Below are 22,003 nucleotides of genomic sequence, written 5' to 3'. Positions count from 1 at the left end.
GATGGCCCAACCCCGCTATCTAAGCGAGGCCGGGTTTCCGATGGATGATTGCGACGCCGGACTAATGCGTGCCTCGATCCCGCACCATGCCCGCACCATGTTGGCACCCGCTGATGGCGAGCCCCCCGCCGCAACTGAGAAGTATGAGCTGTTTTGGTCTCTGGGTTTCGCGGTAGCGGCCGACGATTTCACCCTGATAGGCGGGTTTGATGAATCCTTCACTGGGTACGGCGGGGAAGACACCGACTTTTCCTTCACTGCCCGTGAGAGGGGGGTCATCCTTTCCTTCTCAGCCGCCACCATGTTCCACCAGCATCATGGGGTCACCAGCCCACCCCTGCAGCACTTCACTGACATAGTTGCCAATAGCCTGGTGTTTCACCACAAATGGGGACTGTGGCCAATGACCGGATGGCTGTCGGCGTTTGCGGCCGCTGGGTACATCGGCTGGAACGCCGATGCTGAGGGAATCGATGTACTGAAGCACCCCACTGACGACGACGTTGCTGCCGCTCGCGTGAATGCGCCCTACTAGATACCATCCGATCCAGAACCTGCCGAGTCTGACCCAGTCAACTAAGAGCCAGCTCCCGACGCTTTCGACACCAGATCCAACAACCCCACCTTGAAACTCTCCTGGCTGACGAACAAGGCCTTCCGCAGGGCGTTCGCATCCGATGCCGCCGCCTGGCGGAGGAGATCCGGCCAGCTGACATCCGACCAGCTCTCAGCCATTGGAATCCCCGCTGTGATGGCCAACGCCCGCGCAAAGGCGGCCTGCTCACCGAACGGTCTTTCCTCCGGCACCAGGATGGTGGGGCGACCAGCTGCGGCCGCCGCTGCAACGGCGTGGTATCCCGCGGAGGTGATGATGATGTCTGCGGCGGCGAGTTCCTGGGCGGGATCCTTCAGAACGCCAAGCAGGCGAACATTGGGCGGCAGCTCAATGCTCCCGGTGCTCAGCCCTGCCACGTTCCATTGCCAGGAGGGGCAGGATCGAGCGGCCTGGACAAGATCACCGAGATTTACACCGTTGCCACCCAGGCTGGTCTGCACAGTGATGATCCTGCCGCCTGGCTTTGCCGAATCTGTCTCAGCGCCGCCGGTAGGTGAAAGCATCCCCAGATACTGGGTCCGATGCCCAAATGCCTCGAGATAGGAGGATTCCTCAAGGCGTCGGGGGTAGTAGGCAACCAGCTCAGAAGCTGACGCATAGGCCAGCTCATGCACCGCATCGGAGCGATCCCCGGGCATGCGCCGGTAGATGACGGGATACCCACAGAGCCGGGCGAAGATTGCCGCCTCGGCCGAAACATCAATAATGATTACCTGCGGATCAAAGTCTCGCCATGCAGCATGCAGCTCAGCGAATCGGTTCCTGATCGCTGAATTGATGGGCGTGTAATGCAGAAATGGTTCCTCGGGTGTCGGGTATGGCTCGCCGTCGGGCCCGGTGTCAGTCGTGAGCTGGGCAAACCGGGTATGCGGAACTGTCCTGAGTCCGGCGGGTTCGGTGGATCCAGTGACCAACAGATCGACAACCTGCAAGCGCGCGATGTTCAGGGCGTGGCGCAGGTGTCCCGAACCGTGGTGGTGGGTGTAGTAGGCCACGCGGGGGAGAGTCGTCATGGGGACGACACGGGGGACGACACGGGGGACAACACGGGAATCAACACTGGCCTAGGATGCCAGCATCTCGGAGTCGGAGAGTATGTCCTGATTCACCAGTTCACCGAGGTGCTGCTCATAGTTGGCAATCATCACGCCGGCTGCAAACCGTGCCGCAGAAGCCCGAACCGCGGTGCTGTCCGCTCTGCGCGCCTGTTCAATTGCCAAGGCAAGGTCTGCAGCAGAGAACCCGCCTGCCACTACTCCGCCGCGCTGGTCAATAATCTCAGCCATCGCACCGCAGGGAAGCGCCGCCACTGGGGTGCCGCATGCCATGGCTTCGACTGTGGTTAGCCCGAACGGTTCCGCCCACAACGGTGAAGCAATAAAGACGGTCCCGGAGCTGAGGAAAGACGCCAGCTGGCCATGGTTCAGGTGACCTACGTGCTGAACTGATTCGCTCAGTAACGGCGCAATGGTTCGGGTGAAGTAGTCCTGATCACTAATGGGTCCGGCAAAGCGGATCCGCATTCCGGCGAGGGATGCGGCCTCGATCGCAACGTGCAACCCTTTTTCGGGGGTAATCCTGCCGGCCCAGACTGCGGTGTTGGAGCGCCGGCGGGTCAGTACTCCTGCATGCCATTCATCGAGCCGGATCCCGTTGTGAACAATGCTGATGTCGTCGAGGTGGTTCCGCCACTGCCGTGCATTGGCCGCTGAAACGCTGACAAACCGTTGCCGAGGCGAGGGACGGTAGCCGGATGCCTCGAAGACGGCAGTCACCCGCGGTAGCAGAGGGGTATGGAGAATGGTCAACATGGGGGCTGTGGGCGGATCAGCATGCGGTAGCGGGCTGAGAGAGTTGTTGATGACGACGTCGAAATTGCCTTCGTCAATCAGGTTCAGGGTGGTGTTGTGAGCATCATCCAGGTGGCGTGTCTGCGCGTCACGGGCTGGGCCCTCGGGATGCTTGGCGAAGTGGAACCTGGCGTCAAGCACGGGCACCACGGTGCCTGTGGTGTGGCTGCCACCCTTGGCGAAAAGAGTGACCGAGTGTCCACGAGCCGTGAGTTCTTCAGTCAACAGCGCAGTATGCATTTCCAGTCCACCCGGAAATGGGCTGGCAATGGGGTGGTGCAGGTGGGCCATCACGGCAATGTTGAGCGGTTGTGCATGAAGCATAATAGTAAGTATGCTTCATTCCCGCGAAAAGTCGACACGGCCAAGCTGGTTTGGCCTACTGGTCGGCCTTCTCGGCATGCAGATTCTTGGTGATCAGATCCTGTTTGCGGACTGCCGCATGGGTCGAGCGTTCAGCTACCAACCAGGCCGGGGGCTCCTGTAGCAGCGCGGTGATGTCCGGCGTCGTAAGCGGTTCGGTGACCCCGCCACGAGCCAGACCGCTGATGGAAATGCCCAATTTCTGAGCTACCACTGGGCGGGGGTGCGGTCCGTTGCGGCGGAGCTCCGCGAGCCATTCCGGCGGATTCTGCTGCAGTTCGTTGAACTCCGCACGGGTAACGTCGTTGTCCTGGAACTCTTGAGGAGAGGCTGGCAGGTAGATTCCCAGTTTCTTGGCCGCTGTGGCGGGTTTCATGGTCTGGGGGCTTTTTGCGGGGGTCATTCCTTAACCCTAGCTGCCCCCGCCGACCGTCAACCGCGTCTGGTGCGCATTTTTGCAAAGAACCCGGCAAGCTCTGCAGTCGCGGTCAGTGGCAGCACCTGAGCTACATACTGATCCGGGCGAACGACGACGACGACGCCGTCCCGGCTTACGCCCCGCAGGTCGAAGATATCCTCGGCCGGGTTAACGCCGAAGACCTTTTCCAGATAGTTGAGCTTGAAGGGTCCAACCTGCGGTTTGAACACCGCAGGAACGGCGGTGATGTCCAGGCTTTGGTGATCTTGCTGGTAGATCACCCTGACATCGAACCACGCGTCCTGGTCAGCACCCACGGGAGTTGCAGCGAGGGGTGACTCTGGTGAATTGGCGAGCCATTCCGCGAAGGTGGCCACCTTCGATGGTGCACCTGGCAGCGGTTCATCAGCGAAAACGTAGACGCGCCAACGTCCGTCGGCCGTCGCCTGGTGGCCCAGGTGAAGCAGATTGGTGTCGCAAACACGGGCGACCTGCGCGGACTTGAACCGTTTGCCGATGGGGAACCCGGTGGCGAGTTCCTGATGGGTGGCCTGGCCGACGATGATGGATGGCTGGTACTCGGTCATGAATCCGGCGGGAAATTCCATGGTGCTGGTGTAAAAGTTTTCGAGTTCCGTGGGGTCCTCAAAGTCTTCTGGTTTTTTGGCCATCAACGAAGACCACTGCTTGTCGAAGTCAATCAGGTTCTTGGCTACTACCTGGCGTTCGGCGGAATAGGTGGAGAGCAGGTTATCAGCACTGCGGCCCTCCAGGACATGTCCGAGTTTCCAGGCGATATTGAATCCGTCCTGCATCGAGACGTTCATTCCCTGGCCCGCCTTGGCGCTGTGGGTGTGGCAGGCGTCCCCGGTGATGAAGACCCGGGGTGTTCGGGTGCCGACCTCCTCGGGGAGGACGTCGTCGAAGCGGTCCGTCAGGCGGTGGCCGACTTCATAGACGCTATGCCAGGCGACGTTGCGGACGTCGAGGGTGTAGGGGTGGAGGATCGCGTTGGCCTTATCGATTATTTCAGCAATCGTGGTGCTGCGGATTTCCCCTTTGGTGTGCGCATCGACATCACCCAGATCCACATACATGCGGAAGAGGTGACCACCCTCGCGGGGAATGAGGAGGATACTCCCGCCAGTACCGGACTGAATGGCGCACTTCAGCCGAATGTCTGGGAAGTCGGTGACGGCAAGAACGTCCATGACCCCCCACGCGTGATTCGCCGCGTCGCCGGCGAGCGTGCAGCCGATGGCGCTGCGGACGTTGCTCCGGGCGCCATCGGCGCCAATCACGTACTTGGCCCTGACCGACCGCTGCGTTCCTTCGAGCGGCCCAGCGGTATGGGCGAGGGTGACAGCAACGGGATATTCGCCCTCGTTGGCAACATCGAGCCCGATGAAGTCCAGGCCGTAGTCAGGCTTCATCCGGGTAGGGGAGTTTGCCATGAACTCGGCAAAATAATCGAGGACGCGCGCCTGATTGACGATCAGGTGCGGAAATTCGCTGACCCCTGCCGGGTCATCGAGAGGGCGGGCGGTCCGGACAATACGGGCGGGATCTGCGGGGTCCGGTTTCCAGAATGCCATCTCGGTGATCCGGTATGCCTCGGCGGTAATACGCTCGGCGAAACCAAACGCCTGGAACGTCTCAACACTTCGGGCCTGGATGCCATCTGCCTGACCAATCGCTAGCCGTCCGGGACGGCGCTCCACAATGCGCGTAGTGATCTCCGGGAACTGGGAGAGCTGGGCGGCCGCGAGCATTCCGGCTGGGCCGCTGCCGACAATCAGGACGTCAACCTCGTCGGGCAGTTCGTCCGGCCGATCGATACCGACGCCGGACGCTACCTGGACGCGGGGGTCACCTGATACGTAGCCGTGATGGTGAAAATGCACGGTCTTCCTCGCTCACTTCGTTGTGAAAGTTCTTTATTTGAACACGTAATCCGATAATCGAATGACGCTGCTCACACTGTACGACGGGTATGACCAGCGACACAACGGGTGCCATGATCATGGACTCTTGACGTGGTGCCGGTCACAGTGGATAGTATATCGTATACGATTTCGTACATTGGGAATCGGAGAGAGAGTTCGACGACGACGAGGAGCGCGATATGACGATGGAGTCCACGACCGAGGCCGTGAGTGCCGAACTGCTGGCCCGCACCCGGAAGGTGATTGCGGTTCACATCAACTACCCCAGCCGTGCCGCGCAGCGAGGACGTATTCCGCTGCAGCCTTCCTACTTCCTGAAACCCTCCTCGTCCCTCTCGCTCGGATCGCTTGAGACGCCCGGTGTCGTTGTTCGTCCGCTGGGCTGTGAGCTGCTCGGCTACGAGGGCGAAATCGCTCTCATTATTGGCACAGCCGCCCGCAGGGTTAGCCCTGCTCAGGCGTGGGGCCACGTCCAATGGGTGACCGCCAGCAACGACCTGGGTGTTTACGACCTCCGCTACGCAGATAAGGGTTCAAACGTTCGCTCCAAAGGTGGCGACGGATTCACCCCGGTTGGGCCACGTTTGATTCCAGCGAATGACATCGATCCCACTGCACTGCGGGTGCGCACCTGGCACAACGAGGAACTCGTCCAGGACGACACCACTGAGGACCTGCTGTTTCCCTTCGCCCAGCTGGTCGCCGATCTGTCACAGCTCCTCACCCTGGAGGTAGGGGACATTATTTTGACCGGCACCCCGGCCGGTGCGTCGGTGGCGAATCCGGACGACATGGTAGACATCGAGGTCACCGCCGGTGCCTACAGCAGCGGGCGACTCAGGACCTGCGTGGCGGAGGGAACGACGCCGTTCGCTGACTTCGGCGCTCAACCCAAAGCCGATGACACTCAGCGGGAAGAAGCCTATGGGTCACGCGAGGCAGCCGGGCTGGAACCGGTAAGCCACGCGCTGGCACCTGAATTGAAGAAGAAGCTGGAGGGCATCGCCACCGCAACGCTGTCCTCACAGCTGCGCAAGCGTGGGTTGAACAATGTGAGCATTGATGGGTTGCAGGCAACCCGCCCTGACCGCCGAGTGGTGGGGCTGGCCCGCACCCTCCGGTTCGTCCCCAACCGGGAGGATCTCTTCACCACCCACGGTGGTGGGTTCAACGCCCAGAAACGCGCCATTGACTCGGTGAACGACGGCGAAATTCTCGTCATGGAGGCGCGGGGCGAAAAGGGTACCGGCACGGTGGGGGACATTCTGGCCATGCGAGCCCAGGTCCGGGGAGCGGCCGCCATCATTACTGATGGCGGTGTTCGTGACTATTCGGCTGTTGCTGATCTCGACATGCCGACCTACTTCGCCAACCCCCACCCGGCTGTCCTGGGTCGACGCCACATCCCATGGGACACCGATATCACCATCGCGTGCGGCGGAACGACCGTCCAGCCAGGGGACATCATCGTGGCCGACTCGGACGGCATTCTCGTCATCCCGCCGGCACTTGCTGAGGAACTCGTTGAGGACTGCATCCTGCAAGAGCAGGAAGAGAGGTTCATCCTCGAAATGGTCAAGCAGGGAAGCGGTGTGGACGGGCTTTACCCAATGAATGCCGACTGGAGGGCGAAATACGTGCAGTGGGTCGCCGACGGAGCAACACGTGGCTGACGCCGTCGTCGCTCCGTCACTCGAGACCAGTGGCGGGGCCAGGCGCGGTGATGTCGAACCGGGAAGTAAGTCCGAGCGGGCCTACACCTCGATCAAATCCCGCATCATCGAAGGCTCCTTTTCACCCGGATACCGGCTGGTGCTAGCGAAAATCGCTGAGGATCTTGGCTTCAGCGTGGTCCCGGTCCGGGAGGCAATCAGGCGGTTGGAGGCTGAAGGTCTTGTGACGTTTGAACGCAACGTCGGTGCCACCGTCTCCGGGATCGACCCCACCGAGTACTTGTATACGATGCAGACTCTGAGCATCATCGAGGGGGCAGCGACGGCCCTGTCCGCACCGCTGATCGATTCGGTGGCGGTAGCCCGGGCGCGCGCGGTCAACGCCCAGATGCGAGAGTGCCTTGACCATTTCGACCCGGTCCGTTTCACGGCACTGAACCAGGACTTTCACAGCATCTTGTTTGAGCATTGCCCCAATCCGCACATCCTTGATCTGGTGCACCGCGGCTGGAACCGGCTGGCGGCGCTCCGGTCGTCCACGTTCAGGTTCGTTCCCGGGCGCGCCAAGGAATCTGTCCTGGAACACGAGGCGCTGCTGCAGCTCATCGAATCGGCGGCCAACGCCGACACCATCGAGCACGCCGCCCGCCGTCACCGCTCCGCAACCCTGGACGCCTACCTTGCGCAGGCCTCTGCTCCCATCGAATAAGCTCCACCAAATAGTCAGGAAGAAAACCATGACGTCCACCGTCCCTGAAACCACCCACTATGTACCGCAGGACCTGCCCACCCACATCCAGCACTACATCAACGGAAAGTTTGTCGATTCCGTCAGTGGGAAGACCTTCGACGTGCAGGATCCGGTGTCCAACACCAACTACGCCACCGCTGCCGCTGGGCAGAAGGAAGACATTGACCTCGCGGTCGCCGCTGCACGCGAGGCATTCGTCAACGGCCCGTGGCCGCGGATGAAACCCCGCGAGCGAGCCCGGGTTCTCAACAAAATCGCCGACGCCGTTGAGGCGCAGGAGTCCCGCCTGGCCGACCTGGAGAGCTTCGACACCGGGTTGCCCATCACCCAGGCGAAGGGCCAGGCCCTGCGTGCAGCCGAGAACTTCCGTTTTTTCGCTGACCTCATCGTGGCTCAGTTCGACGACGCCATGAAAGTCCCGGGTTCCCAGATCAACTACGTGAACCGGAAGCCGATCGGCGTCGCCGGACTGATCACCCCCTGGAACACTCCGTTCATGCTCGAATCCTGGAAACTCGCACCGGCACTGGCCACCGGCAACACCGTGGTCCTCAAGCCCGCCGAATTCACGCCGCTCTCCGCCTCCCTGTGGGCCCAGATATTCAAAGACGCCGGCCTCCCCGACGGGGTGTTCAACCTGGTCAACGGCCTCGGCGAAGAAGCGGGTGATGCGCTGGTCAAGCACCCACAAGTCCCCCTGATTTCCTTCACCGGTGAGACGACCACCGGGCAGACCATCTTCCGTAATGCAGCCGAGAACCTTAAGGGGCTGTCCATGGAACTCGGCGGGAAGTCACCCTGCGTGGTCTTCGCCGATGCGGACCTGGACGCGGCGATCGATTCGGCGCTCTTCGGTGTTTTCTCCTTGAATGGTGAGCGTTGCACCGCCGGATCCCGCATTCTGGTGGAACGCGGCATCTACGACGAGTTCTGCGACAAGTACGCGGCCCGAGCCAAGTCCATCGTGGTCGGCGATCCCCACGATCCCAAGACCGAGGTCGGCGCGCTGGTCCACCCAGAGCATTTTGAGAAAGTCGCCTCCTATGTAGAGATTGGGAAGTCGGAGGGGCGGCTGCTGGCTGGCGGAGGCCGGCCGGACCACCTGCCCGAGGGCAACTACATCGCACCGACCGTGTTCGCCGACGTCGCTCCTGAAGCACGCATTTTCCAGGAGGAGATCTTCGGCCCGGTCGTCGCCATCACCCCGTTTGAAGACGACGACGAAGCGCTGGCACTCGCGAACAACACCAAATACGGGCTCGCCGCCTACATTTGGACGCAGAACCTGACCCGCGCCCACAACTTCTCCCAAGACATTGAAGCTGGCATGGTCTGGCTCAACAGCCACAACGTTCGCGACCTTCGCACTCCATTTGGCGGCGTGAAAGCGTCGGGTCTGGGACATGAGGGCGGCTACCGGTCAATCGACTTCTACACCGACCAGCAGGCAGTTCATATCAGCCTCGGCGCTGTCCACACTCCGAAGTTCGGCAGCATCGACGACGCACCCAAGGGCTGACCCCCTTCCCCAGGCACCTCCCCCGCGCCCTGCTCAAAGAAGAGAGACCATCATGACAAACTTCGTCCCCACCCCCACTGCTCCGGCCCCCGACATTGTCCGTTGCGCCTACATGGAAATCGTCGTAACTGACCTCGTGAAGTCGCGTGAGTTCTACGTCGACGTCCTCGGTCTGCACGTCACCGAAGAAGACGACAACAACATCTACCTGCGCTCCCTTGAGGAGTTCATCCACCACAACCTGGTGTTGCGGAAGGGGCCGGTGGCCGCCGTCGCCGCCTTCGCCTACCGGGTCAAGTCGCCGGCGGAAGTGGACGCCGCCGAGGCGTATTACACGGAACTTGGTTGCCGGGTGGAGCGCCGAAAGGAGGGGTTCACCAAGGGCATTGGCGATTCCGTCCGCGTCGAGGACCCACTTGGCTTCCCCTACGAATTCTTCTACGACGTCGAACATGTGGAGCGCCTCACCCAGCGCTACGACCTCTACTCTGCCGGCGAGCTGGTGCGCCTGGATCATTTCAACCAGGTCACCCCTGACGTACCGCGGGGACGCAAGTACCTCGAGGACCTCGGCTTCCGGGTCTCTGAGGACATCCAGGATTCCGATGGCGTGAGCTATGCGGTCTGGATGCACCGTAAACAGACGGTGCATGACACCGCACTGACCGGGGGTAACGGCCCACGGATGCACCACGTCGCCTTCGCCACCCATGAGAAGCACAACATCATCCAGATCTGCGACAAGATGGGCGCCCTGCGCATCTCGGACCGGATTGAACGCGGCCCCGGCCGGCACGGCGTGTCCAACGCTTTCTACCTCTACATCCTTGACCCGGACGGGCACCGCATCGAGATCTACACCCAGGATTACTACACCGGCGACCCGGACAACCCTACGGTCACGTGGGACGTCCACGACAACCAGCGCCGCGATTGGTGGGGCAACGCCGTCGTCCCCTCCTGGTACAGCGAAGCCTCGCTGGTCCTGGATCTCGATGGGAATCCCCAGCCCGTGATTGTGCGTGAGGAAAAGAGCGAAATGGCGGTGACGGTCGGTGCCGACGGGTTCTCCTACACCCGCAAAGACGATGATGGTGCCGAGCAGGGGTTCAAGTTGGGGGCGCAGCTGTAGCCATGCTGGATGCCACAACAATTGAAGCCATTGCCGATGAGCTGGTCGAAGCCGGGCGCAGCCGCACCCCGGTTCCGCGGCTGACGGCCCGCTATCCGGACATGACCGTTGAGGACGCCTACGCGGTGCAGCAGCTGTGGCGTCAACGCAACGAGGCTGCCGGGCGAACGCTGGTGGGGCGCAAGATCGGCCTCACCTCGAAGGCCATGCAGGCGGCCACCGGCATCACCGAACCCGATTACGGAGCCATCTTCGACGATATGGTGTTGGACACCGGCTGCTCGGTGGACTGGGATCGGTACACCCATCCGCGGGTCGAAGTGGAACTGGCGTTTGTGTTGAAGCAGGATCTGTCGGGACCAGGGTGCACCATCTTCGACGTACTGAATGCCACCGACTACGTGGTCCCCGCCCTTGAAATCCTGGATTCCCGGATCGAGATGGAGGGTAGGACCATCGTTGACACCATTTCGGACAACGCGGCGATGGGCGCCATGGTGGTGGGTGGTCGTCCGGTGAGACCGGACGCCGTCGACCTCCGTTGGGTAGCGGCAATCCTTTACAAGAACCAGACGGTCGAGGAAACCGGCGTCGCAGCTGGAGTGCTCGACCACCCGGCGGCCGGTGTTCACTGGCTGGCCAACAAGATTGCCGCCCACGGTGACAGTATGAAGGCCGGTGACATCATCCTCGCCGGGTCCTTCACCCGCCCACTGTGGGTCAATAAGGGTGACACTATCCACGCCGACTACGGACCGCTGGGAGTAGTGACATGCCACTTCCACTAAATGACACGTTTCGTGTAGCGCTCGCCGGGGCCGATCGGCCGCTAACTGGCATGTGGGTGTGCTCGGGAAGCCCCTTGATCGCCGAGCTCTGCGCAGGAGCTGGCCTGGACTGGCTCCTCATCGACGCTGAGCACAGCCCAAATGGGCTGGAATCCATTCTTGCCCAGCTCCAGGCCGTTCACGGCTACCCGGTGCACGCAATGGTTCGTCCCCCGGTGAATGACACAGTGCTCATCAAGCAGTATCTGGACCTGGGGGTGCAAAATCTGCTGATCCCGATGGTCCACTCGGTGGCTGACGCTGAAGCAGCAGTTGCGGCTACCCGGTACCCGCCGGGTGGTGTGCGGGGTGTTGGATCGGCGCTGGCGCGGGCTGCCCGCTGGAACCGGGTTCCCGATTATCTGGCCGTGGCTGATGAGACCATCAGCGTGACGGTACAGATCGAATCTACCGCCGCCGTCGCCGCCGTCGAGGCGATCCTTGCCGTTGACGGTGTTGACGCAATCTTCGTTGGCCCCTCGGACCTCGCTGCGTCCATGGGCGTGCTGGGCCAGCAGGAGCACCCCGAGGTGCGAGCCGCCGTCGAACACTGTCTCGCAGCGGCACAGAAGGCCGGAAAACCGGCCGGAGTGAACGCCTTCAACCCCGCTACCGCACGCCACTATCTGGATGTCGGAGCCAGTTTCATCCTGGTGGGTGCCGACGTCGCCCTGCTGGCTCGCGGGTCGGAGGCCCTGGCTGCCCAGTTCATTCCGGCGCCCGACGACGATTCGCCCGCAAGCTACTGACCTCCCGTGGGTTAGTGTGATCAGATGTCCGAGCCCCAGCCCAGCGTCCTCACCGTCGGCTTTGTCCCCGGTGTGACACCCGGGAAATGGGTCAGCCGGTGGCGCGACAGGTTTCCAGCAAAACCACTGGAAACGCGTGAGTATGAAGCCGCCAGCCAAGAGGAGGCTCTGCGCGCAGGCACGGTTGATCTCGGTTTCGTCCGTCTCCCGGTGGACCGCGAAGGCCTCAGCGTGATTCCCCTCTATGAGGAGCAGCCGGTGGTGGTGGCGGGCAAGGACCACGAATTGTCACTGTTCGACGAGGTTCCCCTCGCCGAACTGGCCGCCGAGAACCACCTTGATGTGATTGCCAATGGTGGCGAGAAGGCCACCATTGAACTCGCGGCAACGGGTGCCGGTGTGGTGATTGTGCCCATGTCGATTGCACGCCTCTACGCCCGCAAAGACGCGGTCCACCGGCCCGTTCTCGATGTTCCGGCCACCACAATTGCCGTGGCCTGGCTTTCAGAGAACACCGCCGAGGACATCGAAGAGTTCATCGGCATCGTCAGGGGGCGCACTGAACGAAGCTCGCGGCAGCCCTCGGCCAAGGAACCTGAGAAAAAGGAAAAGAAGGCGCAAAAGGCGGCAAGCAAAAAGCAACCGTCCGCGCGTTCCTCAAAGCCCACGCAGAAAGCCGGTGGGCCCAAGAAGCCGGCAGCTGGGGGTAAGAAGCAGAACCCGCGCGGCCGGAAGCCCGGTGCCGGTGGGCGTGGCCGCCGCTAGACGTCAACACGCCCTAGCCAGCCTCCCCGCTGCCCTTTCCATCCCTTACCCCTTCCTTCGCCGAGACGGTAGATCTGGTGAGCTAAAGGGCGAACAGGTCGCCACATCTCACGGTTTGGCGGGTGGTAGCGGGCGGTCCGGGACTGGGTCTGCGGTGCCTGAATTCCGGTGCTGAAAAATAGTTGAAAAAAGTTTTCCTGGGGGCCCTAAATGGGGCCCTATTTTGTCATTACTGTCAGTGCTCGATGATGGAATAGAGGTATGAAAAGCAGTAAAGCCTCTGCTACCGGATCGGCATTCTTCCCCGATTCCGGCTCCGATTCCGCTTCTGATAGCGGGTCCGCGAACACTGCCTCGGGTGCCTCGGGTGCCTCGGGTGCCTCGGGTGCCTCGGGTGCCTCGGGTGCCTCGGGTGGGTATGGTCCGGGTGGTCCGCTCAGCGTTGACGCGTTCTGGGAGGCACCTCAGGCCGACGGGCCTGACGTGCCCGGTCCGGTATTTGGTTCGGGTGGGCGGGTGCGTTCCAGTGCGGAATCGCCGGCCTTGACCGGCCATCTCGGGTTGGCTGCGGTGGCGGGTCTGGACTCTGCTCAGACGTTGGACGCGTTGAAGGACGTCGCTGAGCTGAGGTCCTGGCTTGATGCGCAGGAAGCCAAGTTAGCTACCCGGGCGTTGGACCTCCAGGCCGAGCAGATCCACGGCGGTCGCGGGGCCTTTGGATTTGATAAGCCCCTCGCCGCGGCCGAGGTCGGCGCCGCCTTGCATTTGCCGGAACGTACCGCGGGGTCCCTGATCGAACACAGCACCCTGCTGGTCCGGCATTACCCTTCCACCCTCCATGCTTTGGAAGCTGGTCGGTTTTCCCGTCGCCACGCGTGGGCTGTGGTGGAGGAAGTCACCAGCATCCCCCATACCTTCGCGGCGGCGTCGGCGGCGTTCGAGGACCGGCTCATTACGATGGCCGGGAAGATGACGGTCTCGAAGTTCTATTACCAGGCAGTGAGGCTCCGGGAGAGGCTGCACCCCGAGTCGATCAGCACCCGCCGTCAAAAAGCAGTCCTGGGCCGGTTAGTGCAGCTGAGTCCTGCCTACGACGGGATGGCGTGGCTCGAAGCCTACCTACCCACCGACCAGGCTGCCGGGATTTTCCACCGCGTCGACACCGCAGCCCGGGCCTTGCAGGGACCCGACGAGGCCAGGACTCTCACCCAGTTACGCGCCGATGTTCTAGTGGACGTTCTGACCAGCGCCGGACCCACCGGCGATCATGAAACGGGCGCCGAGGACAACGGCGGCAACGATGGCAAGAGCGACAGCAAATCGACCGGGTCCAGCGGATCCAGCCAGTCGGGGGAGGCCAGCACGTATTGGGGTGTGCAGGCGAAGGTGTTCGTCACCGTCCCGGTGATGACTCTCCTCGGCGGGGATGCTCCCGGTGAGCTGGAAGGCTACGGGCCGATTGATCCCGAGACGGCACGGAAGCTCGCCGGGCACGCACCATCGTTCACCAGGATCCTCACCCACCCCTTCACCGGGGCCAGGCTTGGCGCTGATGCGACCACGTACCGGGTCCCGCAGGACCTGAAGGATGCGGTCCGGGTCAGGGACGGGACGTGTCGGCATCCGGGATGTAACCGGTTGGCGGTGTTCTGCGAACTCGACCACACCACCCCCTGGTCCCAAGGAGGCACAACCAGCTACGGGAATCTGGCGGCCCTGTGTAAACGTCACCACATGTTCAAAACCGAAGGCTACTGGCACTACCAACAACCCGAACCCGGGACCATCATCGCAATCTCGCCTGCCGGCGAAACCTACCTCACCACAGCCGACCCACCACCAGCACCACCACCCGACATACCTCCGCCCTTTTAGTGATTTGTTGCGGCTAGCGACGCCTGTCGGTAAAGGTACAGTGGCGACGACCTTTTTGCCCCACACGCGCTGCCCGCACGCGGGTCCAGACCCCATCGCTCAACTGTGAGATCGGGCGACCCGCGACCCGCGACGCTCCAAGCCAGCCAGGCCGCCAGACTAATCAATCGGCGCTAAGGCGCTAAGGCGGCAAGGCGGACGTGGACGGGCTCAGACCGGTCAGGATGGGTAGGCGTTGGTGGGACTACCCGCTGAACGGATAATTTCGGCATATCTGTGGAAGGACGCCCGTGGTACCCGTTCCAGCGTCGCTGGCTCCAGCCGCACCAGACCAAACTTCTTGGTGTACCCCTCCTGCCACTCCCAGTTATCCAGCAAGGTCCAGTGGAAGTAACCCCTTACATCAATTCCAGCCGCGATCGCCTCTCCGACGGCGGCGAGATGCTGCTCCAGAAAGTCGATCCGGCGGGTGTCCTGCAGCGCGCCCCCTGATCCCTGAAGCCCACCCTGCGGGCCGTCGTCGTAAGCGCAACCATTTTCGGTGATGTATACCGGGGGCAGCCGGGGATAGGCGGCTTTCAGTTGCTTAAGAATTCTGAGCAGGCTGGCGGGCATCACCGGCCAGCCAAAGTCGGTGACCGGCACTCCCACAAATTCTTTGGGAGCGAACGGCACCGGATAAAACGGGGGAGCCGCACCCACCCGGGTCGGAAAATAATAGTTGACGCCGTAGAAGTCCAGGGGGGTGGAGATGATCTCCATGTCACCGTCGTGGATCACCTCAAAGGAGATTCCGTCCACCTCCTCGAGTTCCGGTGGATACCTGCCGGTCAGGACCGGCCCAGCGAACTGGCCGTTGTGATACTGGTCGTAAAGGACCGCAAGACGCGCGTCCCGGTCTGAGCCGGTGGCTGGCTGCACCGGCGAATGATTGTTCACGATACCCACCGGCGAGGAAAGGGTCTCCCGAAGGGTACGCACGGCGTTACCGTGAGCCAGGAGAAGATGATGCGCCACGACGAAGGCACTGCCCAGCATCATCAGTCCCGGCGCGGCACGGCCAATTGCGTGTCCGACGCCGGTGTGGACCACCGGCTCGTTGACGGTCATCCAGGCCGCTACCTTGTCGCCGAACTCATCCCGAAGAATCCGGGTGTAGTCGGCGAACGCATCAACGGTGTCGCGGTTCTGCCACCCGCCAGCGTCCTGCAGCGCCTGGGGCAGGTCCCAGTGATAAATGGTCACCCACGGCTGAATACCACGGTCCAGGAGGGCATCGAGGAGCCGGTGGTAGAAGGCGATACCCTCGGGGTTGGCCGGTCCGCGTCCGAGGGGTTGAATACGTGGCCACGCGATCGACATCCGATACGCCTGCCCACCCAACTCCCTGAGCAGGTCAAAATCCTCCGCATACCGGTGGTAATGGTCGCAGGCAATGGCCGCACTCGACGCATCCAGGATGTTCCTGTGAGTCCTGGCGTACGCGTCCCAAATACTCTCACCGCGGCCACCCTCGTGGACGCCACCCTCAATCTGGGCTGCGGCCGTCGCCGTCCCAAACACAAACCCGGGCGGCAATCCAAAGCTGGTCACGGTGCGCTCCTTTATGGGCTTTCAGCCTGATCCCTTCACCTAAATCCCACCGACCCCGTTGCGTCAATGCCTTGACGCTGTGAACTTGCTGGCTGGCTGCAGAGAGGCAGGGAGGTAGTGTGCTGGATATGCGCATCAACCCCACCCCGACCACCCCGGCGCACAGGCAATGATCCCCTCGAATGTCCCAGACACGGCACGGATATCAGCCCGGTTTGCGAACCCCGCACAGCTTGGTCCGACGGGCCCACTGAAGCCCGGGTGGGGACTCTGGCAGGCCGCAGTGGGATTGCTTCTGGTGTTGGCCCTTCCCCTGGGCGGCACGCTAGCGCTCTCTTCGATGCTCAGCTTCGGACCTGAACTAGTCTTCGCTTCACTTTGCTTCACCTGGCTTGCCCTGCTGGGGAGCAGTGTTCTGGCCTCAAGGGTGTGGGGATTTGGCTCGCTTGCCAGGGACTTCGGTCTGAGATTCAAATGGATTGACCTGGCCATAGGACTCGGAGTCGGCATCGCGGCCCGCATTATCCTGGCATTAGTTCAGGTGATCATGACTCTGCTCTGGCCGCTGGGCGAGGGCGAGGTGCTGCAAGGCAACGCGGAAATCTTTCTCACTGGCGACAGCGGTTGGATCTTTGTGAACGCCGTCCTCGGCGGAGCCCTCATTGCGCCTTTCCTTGAGGAACTCTTCAACCGCGGACTGGTCCTGCGAGCTGTGCAGAACGCATGGTGGCTGAAAGGCTCAGCGAAGGGCCGGGTCTCGACCGCGACTCCGCAGCGGTCGTTGACGACTGCAACGGTTGTGGCGATCCTGGCCAGTTCCCTCGCCTTCGGCCTCTTGCACACCGGCGCGGTAGGGGACCTGAGATCGTCGATCTATCTCCTCGTAGGCACGTTTACGGTTGGGGTGATCTGCGGATTCCTAACCGTCTGGACCGGCCGTCTGGGGCCAGCAATCGTAACCCACGTCGTTTTCAACGGAACAGCCATCGGCCTGCTTCTGGCGCTTCCGCCGGAACTGCTCCCCTAGGAATTTTCGGCTACAACCCACGCCGCCACCGTCGACAGGAAACCAATATGCAGTATAAGGAATATTCAACCATCCAGGCTAGCTACGCTCAGTCGGTGGTAACGATCACCCTCGATCGGCCCGAGGCGCTGAACGCCCTCTCCACCCAGGTCGTTGATGATCTGGACCATCTTCTGAACGTTCTCGAAGGGGAATTCAGGAACGACGACGGCTGGCAGGTCCGCGGGGTCGTGATCACCGGCGCGGGGGAGAAGGCATTTGCCGCTGGGGCCGACATCCGTGAAATGACGGCCATGACACCCGGCCAGGCGTGGGACTACAGCACCAGGATGCAGGCACTCACGCTCCGGCTCGAGTCGCTCCCGGTGCCCGTAATTGCAGCGGTCAACGGATTCGCCCTGGGCGGGGGATGCGAGCTGGCGCTGGCCTGCGACTTCATCTATGCCACAGAATCAGCTTCGTTTGGGCAACCCGAAGTGAGCCTGGGCCTGGTTCCCGGATTTGGCGGTTCAGTGAGATTGCAGCAGCGGGTGGGACCGTCCCAGGCCAGGGAACTGTTGTTCACTGGGCGGCGCATCAGGGCCGAACAGGCTCAACGCCTTGGTTTGGTCAACGCGGTATTTGATGATCGGGAAGCGTTGCTGGCCGCGGCTGGGAAAACTATCGCCGAAATCGCCGGGCACTCTCCCACCGCAATCGCAGCGGTCAAGGAAACAATGGCCCGCGTTGAAGGCCGGCCCACCTCCGACGGACTGGCGATCGAGGCTGATTCATTCAAGCAGGCGTTCACCACGTCAGACATGCGCGAAGGAACCCGGGCGTTCCTTGCCAAAGAAAAACCTGCCTTCCCCGGTAACTAATCGGGGAAGGCAGGTTTGCTGTACCAGGGCTTTGCTGGACGAAGACTTTGCTGAACTAGGCCTTTGCAGGCTGGGTAACCGTTGCGGTCGGTTCCATGTTCTCTGCGTCAACCATCCAGGCGTACTGCTCAAGCTTCTCAATGAAGGCGTGCAGAATGTCGGCGGTGGTGGGGTCTTCCTCGTCGATCTGGTCATGCACGTCGCGCATGGTCTTTACCGTGCCTTCGAGCATGGCAACAACCATGGTGACCGTGTCTTTGGTGGAGACCAGACCGGCCGGGAATTGGTTGAGGGTGGTGCCCTTCGCTACCGAACCGCTCCGGCCATCAGGAACGGCGTGCAGGGCGCGCATACGCTCGGCCATCTGATCGGCAAACAGGCGGGCGTCGTCGATGATCTCGTCCAGCTGCAGGTGCATGTCGCGGAAGTTCTTGCCGACGACGTTCCAGTGCGCCTGCTTGCCCTGTAGGTGCAGCTCGATGAGCTCAACCAGCACGGCCTGCATGTTGTCAGTCAGTGTTTTGGAAGCCTTCATGTTTTTCCTCCTGTGGGTAGAACCTGCCCTCCCCCGGTGCTGGGAAAGCGCCGGGTGCGAGGTTTGGATCAATCTTCAGCCTAGACCGCGGATGTTGTTGAAATCCAGCGGCAAGGAATACAATCAGTTTACTTAGTAGTTCACTGATTGTGGAACTTGCAGGAGGAACCCATATGACGACAGTCCAGGAATCCATCGACGTAGCAGTACCCGTGAGTACTGCCTACAACCAGTGGACGCAGTTCGAAACCTTCCCCCAGTTCATGGGCGGGGTGGAATCGATCACCCAGACATCTGACACTCGTAGTCACTGGGTCACCAAGATCGGCGGTGTGGAACGAGAGTTCGACACCGAAATCACCGAGCAGCACCCCGATGAGCGAATTGCCTGGAAGAGCGTCGACGGAAAGTCCCACGCAGGAGTGGTTACTTTCCACCGGATTGACGACACCACCTCCCGTGTTGCTGTCCAGTTGGACTGGCATCCAGAGACCTTCACCGAAAAGATTGGCTCGGTAGTCAACGCCGACAATCGGCAGGTGAAATCCGATCTCCAGCGTTTCAAGGAGTTCATCGAAAGCAACAACTCCGAGACAGGGGCCTGGCGCGGTGACATTGACGCGCCACCGTCAGGGACCACGTCGGGGACCTCGACGGCCGCAGCCGGAGCAGCGGATCTCAGTGATCCGTCACTGGACGATCCCGAGTCGGGTGGCCCGCGCGCCACCGTCGCGCCGAGCTAGCCGGGACTCACGTTAGAAAGCTTCGGCCGGAACTACGCATAAGTGGAGATCCGGCCGAAGCCGTCTAATGGGATTGACCTAGTCGCGGACCGTAATCCCGGCAATCGCCTCAGTTGCGCGTTCGGAGAGCTGGGCGGAAATGGGTGAGCTTTTCGCCGATTCTGCGGCAGCCTCCTGACCCTCGGGGCTAACCACGTAGGTGCCGAACTCCTTGATGAGTCTGACCGTTGTCTCGTCCGGGTACGAAGTGCAGAAGACGTGATAGGACACCAGAATCAGCGGGTAGACGTCCGCTTTGGTGGTGGTCCGGTCGAGGGTCAGCGCAATGTCGTAGCTGGGCCGGCCTTCGACCGGAGTGGCGATGTCGACGGCGGCGGCTGCCGCTTCGGTGCTGACCGGCACGTATTCGTTTCCCACCAGCAGGTTCGCCCTTCCCAGCGGTGGGCCAACAGCTGAATCGTCAGCGTAGGTGATTGCCCCCTCGGTGCCGGCGACGGTGCTTACAACACCGGCGTTGCCCTTGGAGTTCTCGTTCCCGAGCTCACTGGGCCACGTGCCATCCGCTTCGAAGGTCCATTGGTCCGGAACGGTCTCGTGGAGGTAGTCGGTGAAGTTCTCTGTGGTTCCCGAATCGTCCGACCGGCTGACCGGGGTAATCCGGAGGTCCGGTAGATCGACGTCGGTATTCTGTCCGGCAATGGCTGGATCATTCCAGTTGTCGATGTCGCCCAGGAAAATGCTGGCGATGGTTGGTGCATCCAGGTTTAACTCGGTGAGCCCAGGAAGGTTGAACGTGACACTGATCGGCGATACGTAGGCCGGAATATTGAACGCGCCGTCTGGGCCGCAGGCCTCAGCGGACTCGGCGATTTCCTCGTCATTGAGGTAAGCATCCGAGCCGGCGAACTGCACTGCTCCGGCAAGTAGCGCCCCCCGCCCGGCACCGGAGCCGTCGGGGGAATACTGCAATTGCGCCTGGGAGTGAAGGGTGCCGAAACCTGATATCCAGCCGTCCATTGCTGGACCCTGCGCCGAGGATCCGGCGCCAGTGATGGTGCCTCGAAGGTCTGAGTTGGCGCGCTGGGCTGCGGCTTCCTGCTCGGGGCCCAGGGGATAGTCGGACCCGCAGGCGGTGAGTGAGAGGCCGAGGACGGCGGTGGCAAGGAGGGCAAGGCGACGCGTGGGGTGAGGCAGCACCTAATTTACGATACAGGTGAACAGTGGGTGAACGAATTGGGCAGGTTCCAGCGTCAGCTGCCCTTAGTGAGGTCGCGGGTGGCGGGGCCTTCCAGCAAGGTTCCCTCTGCCGTGAATCGTGACCCGTGCAGGGGGCAATCCCAGGACTTCTCGGCGTCGTTCCAACCCAGAACACCGCCCAGATGAGGGCAGACCGCCGAAACCCGGTGGGTGACGCCGTCGACCACGCAGACCCCCTCGGGGCGGGCGCCGTTGCGGACCACCACACCTTGACCCTCCGGTGGGCTGACGGTGCTGGTCCGCGCCAGGCCACCAAGCCAACCGTTCAGGAGTTCCAGTCCGGCACCGGCGTTTGTCTTGACCGTACTGAGCGCGTCCTGCCGGGCGACGCGGGTGGCATACAGTTTGTTGGCCCAGGGCATCTGCCCGCCGAGAATTTCGGCCGATAAGGCCAAGGCCGCCGCGACGGCGTTGGTCATGCCCCACTTGTTGTAGCCGGTAGCTGCGTAAATGTTGTGTCGACTCAGTGGGAGCTTGCCCACATAGGGTACGGCTGATGCGGGTTCGTAGTCCTGGGCCGACCAGTGATGAACCGGCTTCACCGACGGAAAGTGTTGCTGGGTCCAACGCACCAGATCATCGACCAGGGCTTGCGTATGGGTTTCGCGGCCGACGCGGTGGCCATTGCCCCCAGCGATCAGGTACGTCCTTCCATCGACGACGGCGGTGCGCAGGGAACGTGTCGGTCCGTCGATGGACAGGAACATCTCATCCATACCCTCAAGGGTCTGACCCTCAACGGCAAAAGCAACGGCATAGGACCGCTGAGGGGTGAGGACTGAGAAGTGTCCGCCGCGATCGAGAATGGGGGTGCCTGTTGCCAGGATCAAGTGCTCAGCCCACACCGTTCCGCGAGGGGTTTTGACCTCAATTTTGTCCCCCTTCAATTTTCCGGTGCTAATCCCCTCCACCCGGACTCCTTCAATCAGGTGGCCGCCATGAGACCTGAAGTCAGCAGCTAGTCCAGCCAAACCCTGCAGGGGATGAAACTGTGCTTGCCCCGGGAGGCGGAGGCTACCAGTAACGGCGAACGGCAGGGAGGAGGCGTCCTGCAGCACCGGGGTCAGCCCCGCCGCGAGGCACGCCTCATGTTCGGCTTTCAGCGCAGCAGCACCAGTGTCGGTGACGGAGTAGGTGACCGCGTCCCGAGTGTCGAACGGAATGCCGTGCTCGCGGAAGAACCGCAACAACCAGGATTGCCCTTCAAGGTTTCCGGTGACGTAGTGGCGGGCTGTCTCGGCGTCATGGTGCCGGATAATAGAGGAGAGTTGGGTCCCCTGAAGGAGTGATATTTTGCCCGTGGTGTTTCCGGTGGTGACATCCCCTGCGCGCCTTGCCTCCAGTACTGCTACCCGTTGGCCTGAGCGTGCCAGCAGCAGCGCGGTAATGATTCCGGTAAGCCCGGCACCCACCACCACTGAGTCATAGGTGGCGCCGGGCATGAACGGGTCGGCCGGGAACTGCGGACGGGTTGCCTGCCAAAGGGATGTCATCGGATGCCTTC

General features: G+C 62.0%; 20 protein-coding genes. 12 read left to right on the top strand and 8 right to left on the bottom strand.

The features are described 5' to 3' along the window. Position 1 precedes the first annotated feature (1 nt). Positions 2–535, top strand: coding sequence for a glycosyltransferase family 2 protein (locus ACX80T_RS01200; RefSeq protein WP_243400495.1), 534 nt, complete (start codon positions 2–4; stop codon positions 533–535). 41 nt (positions 536–576) lie between these two features. Here ACX80T_RS01200 and ACX80T_RS01195 read toward each other — a convergent pair whose 3' ends face one another. From ACX80T_RS01195 to ACX80T_RS01180, 4 genes are read right to left on the bottom strand one after another with little or no spacing between them, the layout of a single operon-like run. Further along, complete coding sequence (locus ACX80T_RS01195; protein WP_116778045.1) at positions 577–1,629, bottom strand: glycosyltransferase; 1,053 nt, start codon at positions 1,627–1,629, stop codon at positions 577–579. 51 nt (positions 1,630–1,680) lie between these two features. After that, positions 1,681–2,790, bottom strand: coding sequence for a glycosyltransferase (locus ACX80T_RS01190; protein WP_116778046.1), 1,110 nt, complete (start codon positions 2,788–2,790; stop codon positions 1,681–1,683). Positions 2,791–2,845: 55 nt separating this feature from the next. After that, positions 2,846–3,232, bottom strand: coding sequence for a DUF5997 family protein (locus ACX80T_RS01185; protein WP_026040977.1), 387 nt, complete (start codon positions 3,230–3,232; stop codon positions 2,846–2,848). A gap of 29 nt (positions 3,233–3,261) precedes the next feature. After that, complete coding sequence (locus tag ACX80T_RS01180; RefSeq protein WP_116778047.1) at positions 3,262–5,151, bottom strand: FAD-binding monooxygenase; 1,890 nt, start codon at positions 5,149–5,151, stop codon at positions 3,262–3,264. 221 nt (positions 5,152–5,372) lie between these two features. Between ACX80T_RS01180 and ACX80T_RS01175 the strand changes: the two genes are divergently transcribed. The 8 genes from ACX80T_RS01175 to ACX80T_RS01140 all read left to right on the top strand — a co-directional run bounded on the left by ACX80T_RS01175 (position 5,373) and on the right by ACX80T_RS01140 (position 14,484). Continuing rightward, positions 5,373–6,866 (top strand): fumarylacetoacetate hydrolase family protein, encoded by a 1,494-nt coding sequence (locus ACX80T_RS01175; RefSeq protein ID WP_116778048.1) that lies wholly within the window; start codon positions 5,373–5,375, stop codon positions 6,864–6,866. Next, complete coding sequence (locus tag ACX80T_RS01170) at positions 6,859–7,575, top strand: GntR family transcriptional regulator (RefSeq protein ID WP_019482017.1); 717 nt, start codon at positions 6,859–6,861, stop codon at positions 7,573–7,575. The genes ACX80T_RS01175 and ACX80T_RS01170 overlap by 8 nt, the downstream gene beginning before the upstream one ends. Positions 7,576–7,603: 28 nt before the next feature. Beyond that, positions 7,604–9,136 carry a 5-carboxymethyl-2-hydroxymuconate semialdehyde dehydrogenase gene (gene hpaE, locus ACX80T_RS01165; RefSeq protein ID WP_116778049.1) on the top strand — a complete coding sequence of 511 codons (1,533 nt, stop codon included), beginning with the start codon at positions 7,604–7,606 and terminating at the stop codon, positions 9,134–9,136. A 52-nt stretch (positions 9,137–9,188) separates the two neighbouring features. Then, positions 9,189–10,268 carry a 3,4-dihydroxyphenylacetate 2,3-dioxygenase gene (gene hpaD / locus ACX80T_RS01160; protein ID WP_116778050.1) on the top strand — a complete coding sequence of 360 codons (1,080 nt, stop codon included), beginning with the start codon at positions 9,189–9,191 and terminating at the stop codon, positions 10,266–10,268. A gap of 2 nt (positions 10,269–10,270) precedes the next feature. Beyond that, the gene (hpaH, locus tag ACX80T_RS01155; RefSeq protein ID WP_116778051.1) at positions 10,271–11,056 is read left to right on the top strand and encodes a 2-oxo-hept-4-ene-1,7-dioate hydratase; all 786 of its coding nucleotides are present in this window, start codon (positions 10,271–10,273) and stop codon (positions 11,054–11,056) included. Continuing rightward, positions 11,041–11,844, top strand: a complete 804-nt coding sequence (locus ACX80T_RS01150; RefSeq protein WP_165802558.1) for an HpcH/HpaI aldolase family protein — start codon at positions 11,041–11,043, stop codon at positions 11,842–11,844. Before hpaH ends, ACX80T_RS01150 begins: the two co-directional genes overlap by 16 nt. A gap of 24 nt (positions 11,845–11,868) precedes the next feature. Continuing rightward, on the top strand, positions 11,869–12,609 hold the full coding sequence (locus ACX80T_RS01145; RefSeq protein WP_019482012.1) for a LysR family substrate-binding domain-containing protein: 741 nt from the start codon (positions 11,869–11,871) through the stop codon (positions 12,607–12,609). Between the two features lie 261 nt (positions 12,610–12,870). Then, positions 12,871–14,484 (top strand): HNH endonuclease signature motif containing protein, encoded by a 1,614-nt coding sequence (locus tag ACX80T_RS01140; RefSeq protein ID WP_459303526.1) that lies wholly within the window; start codon positions 12,871–12,873, stop codon positions 14,482–14,484. A gap of 219 nt (positions 14,485–14,703) precedes the next feature. Here ACX80T_RS01140 and ACX80T_RS01135 read toward each other — a convergent pair whose 3' ends face one another. After that, positions 14,704–16,077 carry a GH1 family beta-glucosidase gene (locus ACX80T_RS01135; RefSeq protein ID WP_024477127.1) on the bottom strand — a complete coding sequence of 458 codons (1,374 nt, stop codon included), beginning with the start codon at positions 16,075–16,077 and terminating at the stop codon, positions 14,704–14,706. Positions 16,078–16,375: 298 nt separating this feature from the next. Here ACX80T_RS01135 and ACX80T_RS01130 point away from each other — a divergent pair, with 298 nt between their 5' ends. Together ACX80T_RS01130 and ACX80T_RS01125 are read left to right on the top strand one after the other, a co-directional pair. Next, the gene (locus ACX80T_RS01130; protein ID WP_459303525.1) at positions 16,376–17,104 is read left to right on the top strand and encodes a CPBP family intramembrane glutamic endopeptidase; all 729 of its coding nucleotides are present in this window, start codon (positions 16,376–16,378) and stop codon (positions 17,102–17,104) included. Between the two features lie 47 nt (positions 17,105–17,151). Next, positions 17,152–17,964 carry an enoyl-CoA hydratase/isomerase family protein gene (locus ACX80T_RS01125; protein WP_024477129.1) on the top strand — a complete coding sequence of 271 codons (813 nt, stop codon included), beginning with the start codon at positions 17,152–17,154 and terminating at the stop codon, positions 17,962–17,964. 55 nt (positions 17,965–18,019) lie between these two features. Here ACX80T_RS01125 and ACX80T_RS01120 read toward each other — a convergent pair whose 3' ends face one another. After that, positions 18,020–18,499, bottom strand: coding sequence for a Dps family protein (locus ACX80T_RS01120; RefSeq protein ID WP_019484051.1), 480 nt, complete (start codon positions 18,497–18,499; stop codon positions 18,020–18,022). Positions 18,500–18,672: 173 nt separating this feature from the next. Here ACX80T_RS01120 and ACX80T_RS01115 point away from each other — a divergent pair, with 173 nt between their 5' ends. After that, the gene (locus ACX80T_RS01115; RefSeq protein ID WP_019484049.1) at positions 18,673–19,242 is read left to right on the top strand and encodes an SRPBCC family protein; all 570 of its coding nucleotides are present in this window, start codon (positions 18,673–18,675) and stop codon (positions 19,240–19,242) included. A 78-nt stretch (positions 19,243–19,320) separates the two neighbouring features. On the opposite strand, the gene ACX80T_RS01110 is transcribed toward ACX80T_RS01115, so the two are convergent. Next, positions 19,321–20,439, bottom strand: coding sequence for a phosphate ABC transporter substrate-binding protein PstS (locus ACX80T_RS01110; RefSeq protein ID WP_024477130.1), 1,119 nt, complete (start codon positions 20,437–20,439; stop codon positions 19,321–19,323). A 53-nt stretch (positions 20,440–20,492) separates the two neighbouring features. Then, positions 20,493–21,992, bottom strand: a complete 1,500-nt coding sequence (locus ACX80T_RS01105) for an FAD-dependent oxidoreductase (RefSeq protein ID WP_024477131.1) — start codon at positions 21,990–21,992, stop codon at positions 20,493–20,495. Positions 21,993–22,003: the final 11 nt, after the last annotated feature.

Source organism: Arthrobacter sp. Sr33, from assembly GCF_054511195.1.
Note: the sequence above shows the minus strand (reverse complement) of the source record. Positions and strands in the feature narration are given on the sequence as shown.

Bases quoted from the DNA above. Each gene is read 5' to 3' on its own strand.
- ACX80T_RS01200 (WP_243400495.1), top strand. From the start codon at position 2: ATGGCCCAACCCCGCTATCTAAGCGAGGCCGGGTTTCCGATGGATGAT.
- ACX80T_RS01195 (WP_116778045.1), bottom strand. From the start codon at position 1,629: ATGACGACTCTCCCCCGCGTGGCCTACTACACCCACCACCACGGTTCG.
- ACX80T_RS01190 (WP_116778046.1), bottom strand. From the start codon at position 2,790: ATGCTTCATGCACAACCGCTCAACATTGCCGTGATGGCCCACCTGCAC.
- ACX80T_RS01185 (WP_026040977.1), bottom strand. From the start codon at position 3,232: ATGACCCCCGCAAAAAGCCCCCAGACCATGAAACCCGCCACAGCGGCC.
- ACX80T_RS01175 (WP_116778048.1), top strand. From the start codon at position 5,373: ATGACGATGGAGTCCACGACCGAGGCCGTGAGTGCCGAACTGCTGGCC.
- hpaE (WP_116778049.1), top strand. From the start codon at position 7,604: ATGACGTCCACCGTCCCTGAAACCACCCACTATGTACCGCAGGACCTG.
- hpaD (WP_116778050.1), top strand. From the start codon at position 9,189: ATGACAAACTTCGTCCCCACCCCCACTGCTCCGGCCCCCGACATTGTC.
- hpaH (WP_116778051.1), top strand. From the start codon at position 10,271: ATGCTGGATGCCACAACAATTGAAGCCATTGCCGATGAGCTGGTCGAA.
- ACX80T_RS01150 (WP_165802558.1), top strand. From the start codon at position 11,041: ATGCCACTTCCACTAAATGACACGTTTCGTGTAGCGCTCGCCGGGGCC.
- ACX80T_RS01145 (WP_019482012.1), top strand. From the start codon at position 11,869: ATGTCCGAGCCCCAGCCCAGCGTCCTCACCGTCGGCTTTGTCCCCGGT.
- ACX80T_RS01140 (WP_459303526.1), top strand. From the start codon at position 12,871: ATGAAAAGCAGTAAAGCCTCTGCTACCGGATCGGCATTCTTCCCCGAT.
- ACX80T_RS01125 (WP_024477129.1), top strand. From the start codon at position 17,152: ATGCAGTATAAGGAATATTCAACCATCCAGGCTAGCTACGCTCAGTCG.
- ACX80T_RS01120 (WP_019484051.1), bottom strand. From the start codon at position 18,499: ATGAAGGCTTCCAAAACACTGACTGACAACATGCAGGCCGTGCTGGTT.
- ACX80T_RS01115 (WP_019484049.1), top strand. From the start codon at position 18,673: ATGACGACAGTCCAGGAATCCATCGACGTAGCAGTACCCGTGAGTACT.
- ACX80T_RS01105 (WP_024477131.1), bottom strand. From the start codon at position 21,992: ATGACATCCCTTTGGCAGGCAACCCGTCCGCAGTTCCCGGCCGACCCG.